The organism is Streptomyces sp. RP5T, assembly GCF_003933965.1.
Taxonomy (GTDB): Bacteria; Actinomycetota; Actinomycetes; order Streptomycetales; family Streptomycetaceae; genus Streptomyces.
The window spans coordinates 1-16,087 of sequence record NZ_RSAJ01000159.1; the positions used below are offsets into that span (position 1 = coordinate 1).

The following is a 16,087-nucleotide window of genomic DNA, read 5'->3' on the forward strand; positions in this document are numbered from 1 at the left end:
GCCCCTGACAGGCGGCCTTCCTTGCCCGCCCGGCCCCACGCCCTGCGGGCGGCTCCGAGGACCGACCTCCCCGGGATGCCCCCGAATGGCACCCGCCGGGGGTACCCGGGTGCAGCCGCGCCGGGCTCGGGCGGGGCGCCTGTGAGGTCTCGCGACGTCGTCCGACGGCTGCGGATGTCGGGGGCTGGGCGCAGCCCCCTGCACCCCTGGGCAGGTGCGGTCACCCACGCCGCGACGGACCGCCCCGGACAGACCCGCGCCGGCCGCCGCAGGCGCCCAGGGGCGCGGGGAACTGCGCGAGCAGCCCCCACCGGCCCGCGGACGTCCACGGCCCCGAGCCCCCCACGCCCGGCCAAGGAAGTGACCGTCCAGGAGCCGGGTAACGGCGGTCCTCGACCGGGGATGTTCACTCTTCCGTGGAGTCGGCAAAAGAATTCGACTGTGGCCGAAAGCCCCGGACTCCCCCGCTAGTCTCTCGTCCTGCCCGAGGAGCGAGAGCCGCACGACCCCGGGCTCCCAGGGGGGAATGTGTTGTTCGTGCATGGCGGGCCGGCCACAGCAGTGGTCCGTGGGCCCGCCGGAGAATCGGTCGTCCTGCTCTCCGGCGAGCTGCCCGAGGTACTGACCGACCAGTCGGTGACCGAACTCGTGGAACTGGCCGCCGCCGTCCTGGACGCGGACGAGCTGCCCCTGTTCCACACCTGCCTGAGAACACTGCGCCGCGACGGCATGCGCGCCGGCCGCAGGATCGAGATCGACGGTGCCGTACTGACCGTCTACGAAGGGTGACGACGAGACGCCGGCCCACGCGGGAGAACTCGTCGCGTGGGCGGGAAAGTGCCCGGAGCCGGACTTGAACCGGCACGCCCGCGAAGGGGCAGCGAGGTTTAAGCTCGCCGTGTCTGCATTCCACCATCCGGGCAGGTCATGGGCTCCGCGTTTGAGGTTCCGAGCCTATCGGGACGCGTCCCCCGAACAGCGGGCGGGCGGACCGATGTTGTCTTATTTTATTGACGTCTGAGGGTGCATCAGACCGTGGAACACGCCATCCGCACTTGCCACTAGCGTTACGCGCCGCATCCGGCCGCGCATGCGGAATGACGGAATTTCACCGCCCGAACGAGGACGCTCCACCTGTTCTCCGCGTCCGCCCCGAATCAGGGGCCGCCGTCATCCCCAGGTATGACACCGCGCGCCGCGGTCCCTCCGAAGTCTGCCCTCGGAACCAGGACTGCGGCTGACTACACGAGCGACTGCGGCCACCACGATGGAAGACGTCCTTCAACGACGCCGTCCCGCTAGGAGTTCCATCCCGTGACCACCACACCAATCGCCGGCCGGGCCACCTCCGTGGCCGCACGCGCCACGGATCTGTCGAAGATCTACGGACAGGGCGAGACCCAGGTGGTCGCCCTGGACCGGGTCACCGTCGAGTTCCGGCAGGCCGAGTTCACCGCGATCATGGGCCCCTCGGGTTCCGGCAAGTCCACGCTGATGCACTGCGTGGCCGGCCTCGACACCTTCTCCTCCGGCTCGGTCCGCATCGGCGACACCGAACTCGGCTCCCTGAAGGACAAGCAGCTCACCAAGTTGCGGCGGGACAAGATCGGGTTCATCTTCCAGGCGTTCAACCTGCTGCCGACCCTGACGGCGCTGGAGAACATCACGCTCCCGATGGACATCGCCGGCCGCAGGCCGGACAAGGAGTGGCTCGACTCGGTCATCCGGATGGTCGGTCTCCGGGACCGGCTCAGCCACCGCCCCGCCCAGCTCTCCGGCGGCCAGCAGCAGCGCGTGGCCGTGGCCCGGGCGCTGGCGTCCAAGCCCGACATCATCTTCGGCGACGAGCCGACCGGAAACCTCGACTCCCGCTCCGGCGCCGAGGTCCTGGGCTTCCTGCGCAACTCCGTGCGGGAGCTGGGGCAGACGGTCGTCATGGTGACCCACGACCCGGTGGCCGCGGCGTACGCGGACCGGGTGGTCTTCCTCGCGGACGGCCGGATCGTCGACGAGATGTACAAGCCGACGGCCGACAACGTGCTTGATTTCATGAAGCAGTTCGACGCGAAGGGCCGCACCAGCTGATGTTCCGCACCGCCCTGCGCAACGTACTCGCGCACAAGGCCAGGCTGGCCATGACCGTCCTCGCCGTGATGCTCGGCGTGGCCTTCGTGTCCGGCACCCTCGTCTTCACCAACACCATCTCCGAGGCCTACCAGAAGAGTTCGGCCAAGGGCTTCGACCAGGTCGACGTCGCCGTCACCCCCACCTGGGACGAGGACAAGGGCAACACGATCGGCAAGCGCCACGAGCTGACCCAGGCCCTGCTCGACAAGAGCGCCGGGGTCCCCGGGGCCGCGCACGCCATCGGTGTCGTCAGCGGCTTCACCGCCATCGCCGACAAGGACGGCAAGCTCATCGGCGGCGGCTTCCAGTCGCAGGGCGGCAACTACTACGGGGACAAGGACCCCCGGTACCCGCTCGCCGAGGGCGCCGCGCCGCACGGCGCGAACCAGGTCGCGATCGACTCCGAGACCGCGAGGCGATCCGGCTACCAGGTCGGCGACACCGTGCGCCTCTCGATCGACGGCCCGGTGCTCAAGCCGGTCGTCACCGGCATCTTCACCACCGACGACGGCAATGTCGCGGCCGGCGGCAGCCTCGCGCTGTTCGACACGGCGACCGCCCAGAAGCTGTTCGGCAAGCCGGGAACGTACGACGAGATCGACGTGAAGGCCGCCCCCGGCACCTCCCAGACCGCGCTGCGGGCCGCGCTGGACAAGGCACTGCCCGCGGGCCAGGTGGAGACCGAGACCGGCAGGCACCTCGCCGACGAGCAGGCCGAGATGATCTCGTCCTCGATGAGCGGTCTCAAGCAGGGCCTGCTGGTCTTCGCGGGCATCGCGCTGTTCGTCGGCACTTTCATCATCGCCAACACCTTCACCATGCTGGTCGCCCAGCGCACCAAGGAGCTGGCCCTGCTGCGGGCGGTCGGCGCGTCCCGCAGGCAGGTCACGCGGTCGGTGCTGATCGAGGCGTTCGTGGTCGGCCTGGTCGCCGCAGTGACGGGCCTGGTGGCCGGCATCGGCATCGGTGCCGGACTCCGGTCCCTCATGGGCACGTTCGGCGCGACCGTCCCCGACGGCCCGCTGGTCGTCACGCCCGGCACCGTCGGCGCGGCCCTCGCGGTCGGTGTCCTGATCACCATGCTGGCGGCCTGGCTCCCGGGCCGCCGGGCGGCGAAGATCCCGCCGGTCGCGGCGATGAGCAGCGTGCACGCCAAGGCCACGACCAAGTCGCTGGTGCTGCGCAACACGCTGGGCGCGCTGTTCAGCGGGGCGGGTGTGGCGGTGGTCCTGGCGGCCACGACGATGGAGGGCTCGGACGGCCAGGCACCCATGGGTCTGGGCGCGGTCCTGCTGATCATCGGCGTCTTCATCCTCACCCCCCTGCTGTCCCGTCCGCTGATCGCGGCGGCGGCCCCGCTGATGCGCGTCTTCGGCGTCTCGGGGAAGCTGGCCCGCCAGAACTCGGTGCGCAACCCGCGCCGTACGGCCGCCACGGCCTCCGCGCTGATGATCGGCCTCACCCTGATCACCGGCATGACGGTGATGGCGGGCAGCCTGCAGAAGTCGATCGACAAGATGGCGTCGGCGGCCGTCAGGGCGGACTACGTCGTCTCCATGGCGAACGGCAACGAACTCTCCCCGGGCGTCGAGCGGAAGCTGGCGAAGGTCGACGGCGTCACCGCCGTCAGCCCGCTGCGCAACGCGGTCTCCCGCATCGACGGCGAGACCGAGTTCCTGACCGGCGTCAACGGCCCGGCGATCGGTGAACTGACCGACCTCAAGGTCGACAGCGGCGCCTTCGAGGTCGGCGGCACACGCGTCGTCGTGGACCAGGAGACCGCGAAGTCCCGCGGCTGGAAGGCCGGTTCGGCCTTCACCGCGCACTACGAGGACGGCAAGGCGCAGCAGCTCACGGTCTCCGGGATCTACGAGGGCAACGAGCTGATCCGCGGCATCATGGTCGACACGGCCACCCTCGACCCGCACCTGAGCGACCTGTCCGACATGCAGGTCATGCTGAAGACCTCCGACGGCGCCTCGGACGCGACCAAGGACCGGCTGGAGAAGGCCCTCGGCTCCAACCCGGCCATCAAGGTGCAGGACAAGAAGGACCTGTCCGAGTCCATCGCGCAGATGTTCACGCTGATGCTGAACATGCTCTACGGCCTGTTGGCCATGGCGGTGATCGTCGCGGTCCTCGGGGTCATCAACACCTTGGCCATGTCGGTGTTCGAGCGCTCCCAGGAGATCGGCATGCTCCGCGCGATCGGCCTGGACCGCAAGGGCATCAAGCGGATGGTCCGTCTGGAGTCGCTGGTCATCTCCCTGTTCGGCGGAGTCCTCGGCATCGGGCTGGGCGTCTTCTTCGGCTGGGCGGCCGGTGAGCTGCTCGGCGCGAAGATGGCGACGTACGAACTCGTCCTGCCCTGGGCCCGGATGGCGGTCTTCCTGCTCCTCGCGGCGACGGTCGGCATCCTCGCGGCGCTGTGGCCGGCCCGCCGGGCGGCGCGCATGAACATGCTGGCGGCCATCAAGGCCGAGTAGCGGTACGGCACCTGAGGGCCCGTCACGGAGGGGGTGGCGGGCCCTTGGTGTGTGCTCAGTTCCAGGTGCGGGCGCGCAACGGCATCCCGGAGCGGCCCGGGTCGGGGGTGCGGACGGCCAGGACCTGGTTGATGCCGAGGCGGTTGTGTTCGAAGCCGAGGGCGCAGGCGGCCATGTAGAGGCGCCAGACCCGGGCCCGGCCCGGACCGGTCAGCCGGACCGCGCGCTCCCACCGGTCCTCCAGGTTGCCGACCCAGCGGCGCAGGGTGAGGGCGTAGTGCTCGCGGAGCGACTCGACGTCCCGCACCTCGAACCCGGCCCGTTCCAGCTGGGTCACCGTGGTGCCGACGGGGGCGAGCTCGCCGTCGGGGAAGACGTAGGCGTCGATGAACCCGTCGAGGGCGTAGGCCGACTCGTCGGGCAGCGGGCGCCGGGCGATCTGGTGGTTGAGCAGCCGTCCGCCGGGCGCGAGCAGCCCGTACAGGTCCTGGGCGTACTCCAGGTACTTCTCCGATCCCACGTGCTCGGCCATGCCGATGGAGGAGATCGCGTCGTACGGCCCGTCGGCCACGTCCCGGTAGTCCTGTACGCGGATCTCGACGCGGTCGGTCAGTCCGGCGTCGGCGACGCGCTTGCGCGCGTAGGCGGCCTGCTCCTGGGAGAGGGTGATGCCGACGACGCGCACGCCGTACGCGCGGGCGGCGTGGATCGCCATCGAGCCCCAGCCGCAGCCGACGTCCAGGAGCCGCTGGCCCGGCTGGAGCGCGAGCTTGCGGCACACGAGGTCGAGCTTGTCGTGCTGGGCCTGTTCGAGGGTGGCGTCCGGGTCCGGCCAGTAGGCGCACGAGTACACCATCGACGGGCCGAGGACGAGCTCGTAGAAGGCGTTGCCTACGTCGTAGTGGTGGCTGATGGCGCGCTTGTCGGAGCGTCTGCTGTGCACCCGGCCGCGGGTGCGGCGGATCTCCTCGCGCGGCGGGGCCGGGTGCAGCGGCAGCCCGGCGAGCCGGACGAGCCCGAGCAGCGCGGCGCGGCTCGGCGCGTCGCGCAGGACCGCAAGGGCCGAGCGGGTGTCCGCACGCTCCCAGACCAGGCCGGAGAGCAGGCCGAGGGCGGCGTAGAAGTCGCCCTCGATGTCGAGGTCCCCGGCGACCCAGGCGCGGGCCAGGCCCAGTTCGCCGGGCTTCCACAGCAACCGCCGCACCGCGCGGCGGTTGCGCACGACCAGGGCGGGCGCGCCGGGCGGGCCCGTCCGCGAACCGTCCCAGGCCCGGATCCGCAGGGGGAGCTCGGCTCCCAGCAACTGTTCGAGCAGACTCTTCAGCCGCAGTGCGGCATCCGCCATGACCCACACCTCCGTGACGAGGATCCCGGATTTGTCCACCTTGGTAAACAACCGAAGGGTCGTGGTCAGTCCCGGAAGAACCCGAAAGGCCCCCTGCACCACGGATGGCAGGGGGCCCTTCGGTTCGTTCAGCGACCGGGGCGGGTCAGGAGGCCTTCGCCTCGGTCTTCTTCGGCTCGGCGGCCGGCACGGGACGCGCGGCCTCGTAGAACTCCTCGCGCGGGTTCTCCATGGCGCCGAGGGAGACGACCTCGCGCTTGAGGAACATGCCGAGGGTCCAGTCGGCGAAGACACGGATCTTGCGGTTCCAGGTCGGCATGGCCAGACCGTGGTAGCCGCGGTGCATGTACCAGGCGAGACGGCCCTTGAGCTTGATCTTCATCTTGCCCATGACGATCATCGCGACGCCCTTGTGCAGGCCGAGACCCGCGACAGCACCCTTGTTGGAGTGGCTGTACTCCTTCTGCGGGAAGCCCCGCATCCCGGAGATCACGTTGTCACCGAGGACCCTCGCCTGGCGCAGCGCGTGCTGGGCGTTCGGCGGGCACCAGGCGTTCTCCACGCCGGCCTTGCGGGCGGCGACGTCCGGGACCTGGGCGTTGTCACCGGCGGCCCAGATGTAGTCGGTGCCCTGGACCTGGAGGGTCGGGGCGGTGTCGACGTGACCGCGCGGGCCCAGCGGGAGGCCGTAGCGGGCGAGGACCGGGTTGGGCTTGACGCCGGCGGTCCAGACGACCGTGTTGGAGTCGACCTCCAGGCCGTTCTTCAGGACCACGTGGCCGTCGACGCAGGAGTCCATCGAGGTGGAGAGGTAGATCTCCACGCCCCGGCTCTCCAGGTGCTCCTTGCCGTACTGGCCCAGCTTGGGACCGACCTCGGGAAGGATCTTGTCGGCGGCGTCGACGAGGATGAACCGCATGTCCTCGCGCGAGACGTTGGTGTAGTACTTGGCCGCGTCACGGGCCATGTCCTCGACCTCGCCGATGGTCTCCGCACCCGCGAAGCCACCACCGATGAAGACGAAGGTGAGCGCCTTGCGGCGGATCTCCTCGTCGGTCGTGGAGTCGGCCTTGTCGAGCTGCTCAAGCACGTGGTTGCGCAGGCCGATGGCCTCCTCGATGCCCTTCATGCCGATGCCCTGCTCGGCGAGGCCGGGGATCGGGAAGGTGCGGGAGACCGCGCCGAGCGCGATCACCAGGTAGTCGAAAGGCAGCTCGTACGCCTCGCCCACCAGCGGGGCGATCGTGGCGACCTTGCGGTCCTGGTCGATGGTGGTGACCCGGCCGGTGAGAACCTCCGCCTTGGGCAGCACGCGTCGCAGCGGGACGACGACGTGGCGCGGGGAGATGTTGCCGGCGGCGGTTTCGGGGAGGAAGGGCTGGTAGGTCATGTACGACCGGGGGTCGACGACCGTGACGGTCGCCTCGCCGTAGCGCATCTTCTTGAGAATGCGCCGAGCTGCGTACAGGCCTACGTACCCACCGCCTACTACGAGGATCCTGGGACGCTCCGTGGTGCTCATGGCATCGAGTATCCACCCGCCCCGGGGGGGTAGCTCGTGCGCCCCTTCACAAGCTCATGGAGGGTGTGTGTTATCCTCCGCGACTCGCGTGATCCAGGTCATGGCGCGCAACGGGAACCCCGGTATAGGGATCTCCGTTGTCAATGCCGCGTGAGCTGCCTCTCCGTGCCGGAAAGCCTCCCGTGAGGACCCCTCCGGAGCCCCTCCCGGACCCCTCGCCCGAGGTCCGCAACCCACCGTTTTGAACGTGTTCACACGGGTGTTGGGCCCCCGGAAGGGTCAACCGGGCCACATTCGTCGTCCGACAGGACCGAATTCCTTGTGAAGAACTTCACGAACTTTCTGGCCGCCACGCCGAAGAGGGGCCCCGAAGGGCCCCTCAGAGACGCTCATACGTTGTTCTGCCTGCTCAGCAGAGGTGCCCGACCGGGCCTACACGAGGGACCACGCGATGCCGTCGAGGATGTCGTGCTCGCTCACGACGACCTCCTCGGCCCCGATCCGCTCCATGATCGTGAGCAGGACGAGGGCCCCGGCCGCGATCACGTCCACCCGCCCCGGATGCATGGAGGGCACGGCCGCGCGCTCGGCGTGGGTGGAGCGCAGCAGCCACTCGGTGATCTCCCGCACCCGCTCGCGGGAGACCCGGGAGTGGTGGATGGCCTCGGAGTCGTACTCCGGCAGCTCCTGCGCGATCGCCGACACGGTGGTGACGGACCCGGCGAGCCCCACCAGCGTGCGCGCCTCGCGCAGCGGCACGGTCTCCTCGGCGAGGTCGAGAGCCGCCTCGATGTCGGCCCGCATCGCGGTGATCTGCGCCTCGGTGGGCGGGTCGGCGACGACGCCGTCACGCACCAGGTGCCGCTCGGTCATCCGCACACAGCCGACATCCACGGACCGTGCGGCGCGCACATGGTCGTCGCCCACGACGAACTCCGTGGACCCGCCGCCGATGTCCACCACCAGGTAGGGCTTGTCCAGCCGGTCGCTGCCCCGGAGCTCCCTGGTCGCCCCGGTGAAGGAGAACTCGGCCTCCTGGTCCCCGGAGATGACCTCGGGCTCCACCCCGAGGATGTCGAGGACCCCGCGCACGAACTCGTCCCGGTTCTCCGCGTCCCGGGAGGCGGAGGTGGCGACGAACCGCAGCCGCTCGGCCCCGTGCTCCTTGACGGCCGCCGCGTACTCCTGGCACGCGGCGAAGGTCCGCTCCAGCGCCTCGGGCGCGAGCCGCCCGGTCCGGTCGACCCCCTGCCCCAGTCGCACGATGGTCATGCGGCGGTCCAGATCGACCAGTTCACCGGTCTCGGGGTCGCAGTCCGCGACGAGGAGCCGGATGGAGTTCGTACCGCAGTCGACGGCGGCCACGCGGGTCACGGGGTGTCCTCCTGCTGCTCGGTGAGGGTCACGCAGGCGCCCTTGCGCCACCACTCCGGCAGCATCGCGATCGCCTCGTCGCCCAGCGGGTTCACGCCCGGGCCGGCCGCCAGCGAGTGGCCGACGAGGACGTGCAGGCACTTCACCCGGTCCGGCATGCCGCCCGCGCTCGGGAAGCCCTCCAGGACCTCGATGGCGTCCCGGCGGGCGATGTAGTCCTCGTGCGCGGCCCGGTAGGCGGCGGCGAGCTCCGGATCGGTCTGCAGCCGCTCCGTCATCTCCTTCATGACGCCGTTCGCCTCAAGGGTGCCGATCGCCGAGGCGGCGCGCGGGCACGTCAGGTAGTACGTCGTCGGGAAGGGCGTGCCGTCGGGGAGGCGCGGGGCCGTCTCCACCACGTCCGGCTGTCCGCAGGGGCAGCGGTGCGCGATCGCGCGCAGTCCGCGCGGCGGCCGGCCGAGCTGCTGCTTGAAGGCCTCGACATCCGCGTCGGTCGGCTCGGTGCGCGGGGTGGAGGGCGGAGGCGTTTCCATGCCTGTCTTTCTATCGGTCCATCGGTCGGTTCACTGGTCGGAGGCGTCGGACTTGTCGACCCCGTCCCAGACGTTGGAGTACCAGGGACGGTCGGCCGCCCCGAGATCGGTGCGGGACTGCCTCGCCGCGTCCGGGTCGACGACGATGAAGCCCGTCTCCCCCGGCATCACATAGTGCAGCCGCTGCCGGATCTGCTGCTCCGCGAAGGCGTCGTCCTGCCAGCGCGCCTTGAGGTCGCGCAGCTTCTCGACCCGCTCGGCGGCCCGCGCCTTCTCCTGCTGGAGATCGGAGATCTCGGCGCGCTGGGAGACGTACTGCCTTATCGGGTACGCCAGCGCCACCACCAGCGTGCACAGCACGAGCGCGAGCAGCGCGGCCCGGCCGGTCAGCCGGGAGCGGCGGGCCTGCCGTCTGGTCTGGGACCGGTAGACGCGGGCCGCCGTCTGCTCGCCCAGCAGCCTGATCCTGGTCGTGGTGGAGAAACGGTCCCGGTCCTTCACGGCCATCGGCTCTCCGCCTCCCCTTCTACGTGCGTACGTCCCCGCACACGGTACGGGACCGGTACGGGGACGTACGTACGACTGGCTCAGCCTTAGCCCTGCCGGGGTCAGCCCTTGAAGCGCGGGAAGGCGCTGCGGCCGGCGTACACCGCGGCGTCGTCGAGGATCTCCTCGATGCGCAGGAGCTGGTTGTACTTGGCGACGCGCTCGGAGCGGGCCGGGGCGCCGGTCTTGATCTGGCCGCAGTTGGTGGCGACGGCCAGGTCGGCGATGGTGACGTCCTCGGTCTCGCCGGAGCGGTGGGACATCATGCACTTGAAGCCGCTGCGCTGGGCGAGCTCGACGGCGTCGAGGGTCTCGGTGAGCGAGCCGATCTGGTTCACCTTGACGAGCAGCGCGTTGGCGGCGCCGTCCTCGATGCCGCGGGCCAGACGCTCCGGGTTGGTGACGAACAGGTCGTCGCCGACGATCTGGACCTTGTCGCCGAGCTTGTCGGTGAGCACCTTCCAGCCGGCCCAGTCGTCCTCGAACAGCGGGTCCTCGATGGAGACGAGCGGGTAGGCCGCCACGAGCTCCTCGTAGTACTCCGTCATCTCGGCGGCGGAGCGGTCCTTGCCCTCGAACTGGTACTTGCCGTCCTTGTAGAACTCGGAGGCGGCGACGTCCAGCGCCAGGGCGACCTGCTCGCCGGGGATGTAGCCGGCTTCCTTGATCGCCTCCAGGATGAGGTCCAGGGCGGCGCGGTTGGACTCCAGGTTCGGCGCGAAGCCGCCCTCGTCGCCGAGGCCGGTGGACAGGCCCTTGCTCTTCAGGACCTTCTTGAGGGTGTGGTAGACCTCGGTGCCCCAGCGCAGCGCCTCGGAGAAGGACTCCGCGCCGATCGGGGCGATCATGAACTCCTGGATGTCCACGTTGGAGTCGGCGTGCGAGCCGCCGTTCAGGATGTTCATCATCGGCACCGGGAGCAGGTGCGCGTTCGGGCCGCCCAGGTAGCGGAAGAGCGGGAGGTCGCTGGCCTCGGAGGCGGCGTGGGCGACGGCGAGGGAGACGCCGAGGATGGCGTTGGCGCCGAGCGAGCCCTTGTTGTCCGTGGCGTCCAGGTCGAACATCGCCTGGTCGATCAGCCGCTGCTCGGTGGCGTCGTAGCCGACGAGCTCCGGGCCGATCTGCTCGATGACGGCGAGGACGGCCTTCTCGACACCCTTGCCCTGGTAGCGGTTCGGGTCACCGTCGCGCAGCTCGATGGCCTCGAAGGCCCCCGTGGAGGCGCCGGACGGGACGGCGGCACGACCCGTGCTGCCGTCGTCGAGGCCGACCTCGACCTCGACGGTGGGGTTCCCTCGCGAGTCGAGGATTTCCCGGGCTACGACGACGTCGATGGACGGCACGAGCATCTCCTTCTTGGGGTGTGACACGGTCCGCCGGGACCGCGGTGGGTTCTGCGAGACCGAGCCTAACCGCCTCCGGGGGATCGGCCACCGTGTGGACCGACCCATGGACAGAACCGAGAGTAAATTGTTTCTGAACTGAACAAAGACGCGCCGACAGCGGTGCATGAAAAAGCCCCGCTCCGGTGCGTACGGGGGAACACGCACCGGAGCGGGGAGCCTGTGGGGACGGGGGGTGGCCCTCACGATGCCTTCATCCTGAAGGACACGGCCGTGAGGGCCCTGTGGTTCGGCTGGGCCCTACTTCAGGTGCAGCTGCTGGCCCGGGAAGATGAAGTCGGCATCGTCGATGATGTCCTTGTTCAGCTTGAACAGCTTCTGCCAGCCGCCCTTGACCTTGTGCTTCTCGGCGATCGAGCTGAGGGTGTCACCCTTGACGACCTTGTACTCGCCGTCGCCCTTCTTGACCTTCTTGCCGGTCGGGGTGGTGACGGTCTTCTTGGCCGCCGGGCGGTCGGTCGAACGGGAGGCGCTCTGCTCGTCGGTCGAACGGCTGCTCGTGTTCGAGGAGGAGCCGGAGTTCGAGGAGGACGAGCTGCTGCCGCCGCTGTAGGTGGCGCTGGACAGGCCCGTGCCGCAGACCGGCCAGGCACCCTTGCCCTGGGAGGCGAGGACCTTCTCGGCAACCGCGATCTGCTGGGACTTGCTGGCCTGGTTGGCCTGCGCGGCGTACTGGGTGCCGCCGTACGCGGCCCAGGTGGAGGCGGAGAACTGCAGGCCGCCGTAGTAGCCGTTGCCGGTGTTGATGGACCAGTCGCCGCCGGACTCGCACTGGGCGACGGCGTCCCACTCGGAGGCGGTGGCGGCGGAGGCGTTGCCGGCCGCCATCAGCGGGGCGGCGATGGCGACACCGGTGACACCGGCGAGCGCGGCGGCGCGGGTGGCCTTGGACGGACGACGGTGCTTGCCCTTGCCGGAAAACAGCATGGTGGATCCCCTCACCGACGCCTGCGAGGTGAGCTGTCGGGTTCGGGCCGGTTGAGTTGCCCGGCCGCGCCCGGCGCCTTGCGGCTCCTTGCGCGGCTTCACCCCAAGCCGGTCCAGCGTGAACTGCTGGGCCCGGCGCTTACCTTGGGTCCCCCGCTCCTGCCTACGGCGCTTGACGCGACGACTGTTCCCGTACGGCCGCTGGCAGGATTCGGCGTTGCGACAGACGGGGCTCGGGTTGCCGAGCGGTCACGACCGTAGACATGCGTTCCGCGGAATTTCAAAGACGATCAGGGCTTCTGAGACTCATCCCACACTTTCACCAAAGTGGACATTCGGTGCGAAGTGTGACGTGAACTCCCGCTGTTTTTCAGGCCTTTTCGACCCTATTCAGCCCCTGTGTCGAGCGTCTGACCGGCGACGATGTTGCTCGGGTCGGCCCCGATGCGGTCCTTGTTCTCGTCGTAGAGGGCGCGCCATCCGCCGTCGAGGCCAAGGGAGTCGGCGATGGAGGCGAGCGAGTCGCCCGCCTGGACGGTGTAGGTGGCGGCGGCATGCCGGCCGGCCGAGGGCGAGGCCGCGCTCTTGGTCGCGTTCTCCTCGGCACTGTCGCCGCGGTGCTTGCCGGAACCGAGGGCGCCGACGTCGACGAGGGCCGAAGAGCTGCCCTCTTGCCAGGACTTGTCCGCTTCGTCCTCTTCCGGGTTCACCACCGGCGAAGTGTCGGCGGGCTGCGCGTCTTCCGTCGCGGAGCCCTGGGATCCCGAGGAGTTCTTTTTGTCCGACTTGGCCGCACCGTCCCCATTGGAGGGGGTGGTCGACGGCGACGGGGTCGCGGACGAGCCGTCCAGCGCGTCGAGGAGGCCGGACGACTCCTCGGAGCCCTCCGACCCGAAGGAACCGGATGAACCAGACGAATCGGATGAACCAGATGAGTTGGACGAGTCCGACGATCCGGATGCCGAGGCCGAGGGGGTACCGCTCCCCAGGCCCGTGTCGACGTCGGCCGAGCTCGCGTCCTTGCTGAGCCCGCCGAGCAGACCACAGGTCGGCCAGGCGGCGATGCCCTGGTCCGCGAGGAGCTTCTCGGCCACGGCTATCTGCTGGTTGCGGCTGGCCAGGTCCGCGGTCTTGGCGTACTCGAGACCGCCGTACTTCTCCCAGTTCTCCTGGGACATCTGGAGGCCGCCGTAGTAGCCGTTGCCCTCGTTCTCACTCCAGGAGCCGCCGCTCTCGCACTCCGCGACCCGGTCCCAGGTGGTGCCGGTGGCGGCGCTCGCCCCGGTCGCCCCGAGCAGTGGGATCGCGATGGCGGATCCCGTCACACCGGCCGCCACGAGGAGAGCCGGAGCCTGACGGGGGCGACGGTGACGACCGTTCCCGGAGAGCATGAGGGGACCTTTCCCACGACAGCAGATACCGCGCGGCAGAAGTTGCGGGGTACCGCGCTGGTCCGTGAACGTATAGGGATTCGATCACTTGTCACAAGTTAATGCCGCGTAGATCACGTGAAGATCACAGTGTTGAGGGCGTGTCAGGTTTAACTTGCGCCAGTGCCGTTCAGGAAGTTCGTCCCCAAGGCACCCCGTGCGCGGTCGACGGATACGGTCTTGTCGTGACGCTCCCGAACACCGGACCCGAACTCTTCACCTGGGAGTTCGCCGCCGATCCCTACCCGGCCTACGCCTGGCTGCGCGAGCACGCCCCCGTCCGGCGGACTCGGCTGCCCAGCGGAGTCGAGGCGTGGCTGGTGACCCGCTATGCCGATGCGCGCCAAGCACTCGCGGACGGACGGCTGTCGAAGAATCCCGATCACCACGCCGAGGACGCCCACGGGAAGAACAAGACGGGTATCCCGGGAGAGCGCAGCGCCAATCTCATGACCCATCTGCTCAACATCGACCCACCGGACCACACTCGGCTGCGCAGACTGGTGTCCAAGGCGTTCACTCCACGCCGGGTGGCGGAATTCGCTCCTCGGGTACAGGAGTTGACGGACGGTCTCATCGACAGGTTCGCGCAACGGGGTGAAGCCGACCTCATCCACGACTTCGCCTTCCCTCTCCCCATCTACGCGATCTGTGATCTGCTCGGCGTCCCTCGCGAGGACCAGGACGAGCTGCGTGACTGGGCGGGGATGATGATCAGGCACGGGGGAGGACCGCGCGGGGGCGTCGCCCGGTCGGTCAAGATGATCCGTCGCTATCTCGCCGAACTCATCCACCGCAAGCGCAACGACTCCGGTGACGACCTGATCTCGGGACTCATCCGGGCGTCCGACCACGGCGAGCACCTCACCGAGAACGAAGCTGCCGCCATGTGCTTCGTCCTCCTGTTCGCCGGTTTCGAGACCACCATCAACCTGATCGGCAACGGGGTGTACGCGCTTCTTCGCACCCCGGAGCAACGCACCCGCCTCCAGAAATCGATAGAGCGCGGTGCGACGGAACTCCTCGACACCGGCATCGAGGAACTACTGCGCTACGACGGCCCGGTGGAAATGGCGACCTGGCGCTACGCCACCGAACCTCTCACCCTCGCAGGGCAGCGCATCGCCACCGGGGACCCGGTGCTCGTCGTACTGGCCGCCGCCGATCGCGACCCGGCACGGTTCTCCGAGCCGGACACGCTCGATCTCTCCCGGCCCGACAACCCTCACCTCGGATACGGCCATGGCATCCACTACTGCCTCGGTGCTCCGCTGGCCCGCCTTGAGGGCCGTACGGCGCTCGAGACACTGTTGCGTCGGCTGCCCGAGCTACAGCTGGCTGCCGACCCTTCCGAGCTGCGCTGGCGCGGAGGTCTCATCATGCGGGGTCTCAGGGACCTCCCTGTGCGATTCACTCCGCGCTGACGGTCCCCCTCAGCCCTCCACCTCCCGGATCGCATCCCGGTAAGCCCGTGCCGCAGCTCGCAGTGCCGCCTCCGGGTCGATGCCCTCCGCCTCGGCGCGCGTGGCCAGGGTGAGGAGTTCGTAGCCGATGCCCTCGGTCCCGGGGAGCGGGACGTCCAGGCCCGCCGTGCGCACCCGTGACGCCAGCTTGGCCGCGAGGGCGAGGCCGGGCTGGCCGAGGGGGATTCCCTCGGTCACGGAGGTGCGCTGCTTCTCTATCGCCTTGGTGCGCAGCCAGTGGGCCTTGACCTCTTCGGGGGTGTCGGCTCTCTCGTCGCCGAAGACGTGCGGGTGGCGGTGGATGAGCTTGGCGACGATGCCGGCGGCGACGTCGTCGACGGAGAAGGGGGTGTCCGGGTCCTCCTCGGCGATCCGGGCGTGGAAGACGACCTGGAGCAGGACGTCCCCGAGTTCCTCGCGCAGTTCGTCGCGGTCGCCCTCCTCGATGGCCTCGACGAGTTCGTACGCCTCCTCGATGCCGTACTTCGCGAGGCCCTTGTGGGTCTGCTGGGAGGACCACGGGCACTCGGTACGGATGCGGTCCATGACCTGGACGAGGTCGAGGAGCCGGGCGCCGGGCAGGTCGTAGGAGGCGGGGAGCAGCTCCAGCTCGGGCATCTGCACACGTCCGGATCCGGCGAGGCGGGCCAGGCCGTCCGTGAGGACCGGCTCGCCCTCGCCCGTGGCCACCACGACCACCGTGTGTCCGCCCGCGCATGCTCCCACCAGTTCCTCGGCGGTCGGGGAGGTCTCGTCGACCGCTATCCCGGCCTCGCGCAGATAGGGGAGCTGGGGGTGGGCGCCGTCCCCGCACAGGACTCGGTCGGCGGCGTGCAGCGCCTGCCAGGCGGGCCAGGACAGCAGGCCGGGCGCGACGCGGTGGCTGGTGGTGAGCAGGACGATGCGGCCGGGGGCGGACGCCGTGTCGGGG

The 16,087-nt window shown here is 69.6% G+C and carries 13 protein-coding genes, 1 tRNA gene and 1 riboswitch; of the genes, 4 read left to right on the top strand and 10 right to left on the bottom strand.

Translation table 11 applies throughout. The features are described 5' to 3' along the window. Positions 1-537 precede the first annotated feature (537 nt). Positions 538-789 carry a hypothetical protein gene (locus tag EHS43_RS18535; RefSeq protein ID WP_260470598.1) on the top strand — a complete coding sequence of 84 codons (252 nt, stop codon included), beginning with the start codon at positions 538-540 and terminating at the stop codon, positions 787-789. Between the two features lie 49 nt (positions 790-838). On the opposite strand, the gene EHS43_RS18540 is transcribed toward EHS43_RS18535, so the two are convergent. Beyond that, a tRNA-Leu gene (locus EHS43_RS18540) sits at positions 839-922 on the bottom strand. A gap of 392 nt (positions 923-1,314) precedes the next feature. Here EHS43_RS18540 and EHS43_RS18550 point away from each other — a divergent pair. Together EHS43_RS18550 and EHS43_RS18555 are read left to right on the top strand one after the other, a co-directional pair. Beyond that, a complete protein-coding gene (locus EHS43_RS18550; RefSeq protein ID WP_125191884.1) occupies positions 1,315-2,085 on the top strand; it encodes an ABC transporter ATP-binding protein in 771 nt (256 codons plus the stop codon). Next, positions 2,085-4,613, top strand: coding sequence for an ABC transporter permease (locus EHS43_RS18555; RefSeq protein ID WP_125191885.1), 2,529 nt, complete (start codon positions 2,085-2,087; stop codon positions 4,611-4,613). Before EHS43_RS18550 ends, EHS43_RS18555 begins: the two co-directional genes overlap by 1 nt. 55 nt (positions 4,614-4,668) lie before the next feature. Here EHS43_RS18555 and EHS43_RS18560 read toward each other — a convergent pair whose 3' ends face one another. The 8 genes from EHS43_RS18560 to EHS43_RS18595 all read right to left on the bottom strand — a co-directional run bounded on the left by EHS43_RS18560 (position 4,669) and on the right by EHS43_RS18595 (position 13,654). After that, on the bottom strand, positions 4,669-5,958 hold the full coding sequence (locus tag EHS43_RS18560) for a cyclopropane-fatty-acyl-phospholipid synthase family protein (RefSeq protein WP_125191886.1): 1,290 nt from the start codon (positions 5,956-5,958) through the stop codon (positions 4,669-4,671). A 145-nt stretch (positions 5,959-6,103) separates the two neighbouring features. Further along, entirely contained in the window at positions 6,104-7,480 is a 1,377-nt protein-coding gene (locus EHS43_RS18565) for an NAD(P)/FAD-dependent oxidoreductase (RefSeq protein WP_125191887.1), read from the bottom strand. A 432-nt stretch (positions 7,481-7,912) separates the two neighbouring features. Then, complete coding sequence (locus EHS43_RS18570; protein ID WP_125191888.1) at positions 7,913-8,854, bottom strand: Ppx/GppA phosphatase family protein; 942 nt, start codon at positions 8,852-8,854, stop codon at positions 7,913-7,915. Further along, positions 8,851-9,387 (bottom strand): DUF501 domain-containing protein, encoded by a 537-nt coding sequence (locus EHS43_RS18575; protein ID WP_125191889.1) that lies wholly within the window; start codon positions 9,385-9,387, stop codon positions 8,851-8,853. Before EHS43_RS18575 ends, EHS43_RS18570 begins: the two co-directional genes overlap by 4 nt. Before the next feature lie 30 nt (positions 9,388-9,417). Further along, a complete protein-coding gene (locus EHS43_RS18580) occupies positions 9,418-9,894 on the bottom strand; it encodes a septum formation initiator family protein (protein ID WP_125191890.1) in 477 nt (158 codons plus the stop codon). 101 nt (positions 9,895-9,995) lie between these two features. Continuing rightward, on the bottom strand, positions 9,996-11,282 hold the full coding sequence (eno, locus tag EHS43_RS18585) for a phosphopyruvate hydratase (protein WP_007382562.1): 1,287 nt from the start codon (positions 11,280-11,282) through the stop codon (positions 9,996-9,998). Between the two features lie 294 nt (positions 11,283-11,576). Further along, on the bottom strand, positions 11,577-12,263 hold the full coding sequence (locus EHS43_RS18590) for a transglycosylase family protein (RefSeq protein ID WP_125191891.1): 687 nt from the start codon (positions 12,261-12,263) through the stop codon (positions 11,577-11,579). Positions 12,264-12,266: 3 nt separating this feature from the next. After that, a riboswitch (cyclic di-AMP (ydaO/yuaA leader) is annotated at positions 12,267-12,490 on the bottom strand. 159 nt (positions 12,491-12,649) lie between these two features. Beyond that, positions 12,650-13,654 carry a transglycosylase family protein gene (locus EHS43_RS18595; RefSeq protein WP_125191892.1) on the bottom strand — a complete coding sequence of 335 codons (1,005 nt, stop codon included), beginning with the start codon at positions 13,652-13,654 and terminating at the stop codon, positions 12,650-12,652. Between the two features lie 224 nt (positions 13,655-13,878). Here EHS43_RS18595 and EHS43_RS18600 point away from each other — a divergent pair, with 224 nt between their 5' ends. Beyond that, entirely contained in the window at positions 13,879-15,117 is a 1,239-nt protein-coding gene (locus EHS43_RS18600; protein ID WP_260470599.1) for a cytochrome P450, read from the top strand. A gap of 9 nt (positions 15,118-15,126) precedes the next feature. On the opposite strand, the gene EHS43_RS18605 is transcribed toward EHS43_RS18600, so the two are convergent. After that, positions 15,127-16,087 (bottom strand): nucleoside triphosphate pyrophosphohydrolase (locus tag EHS43_RS18605; protein WP_125191894.1); only part of this gene is annotated, 961 nt, incomplete at its 5' end.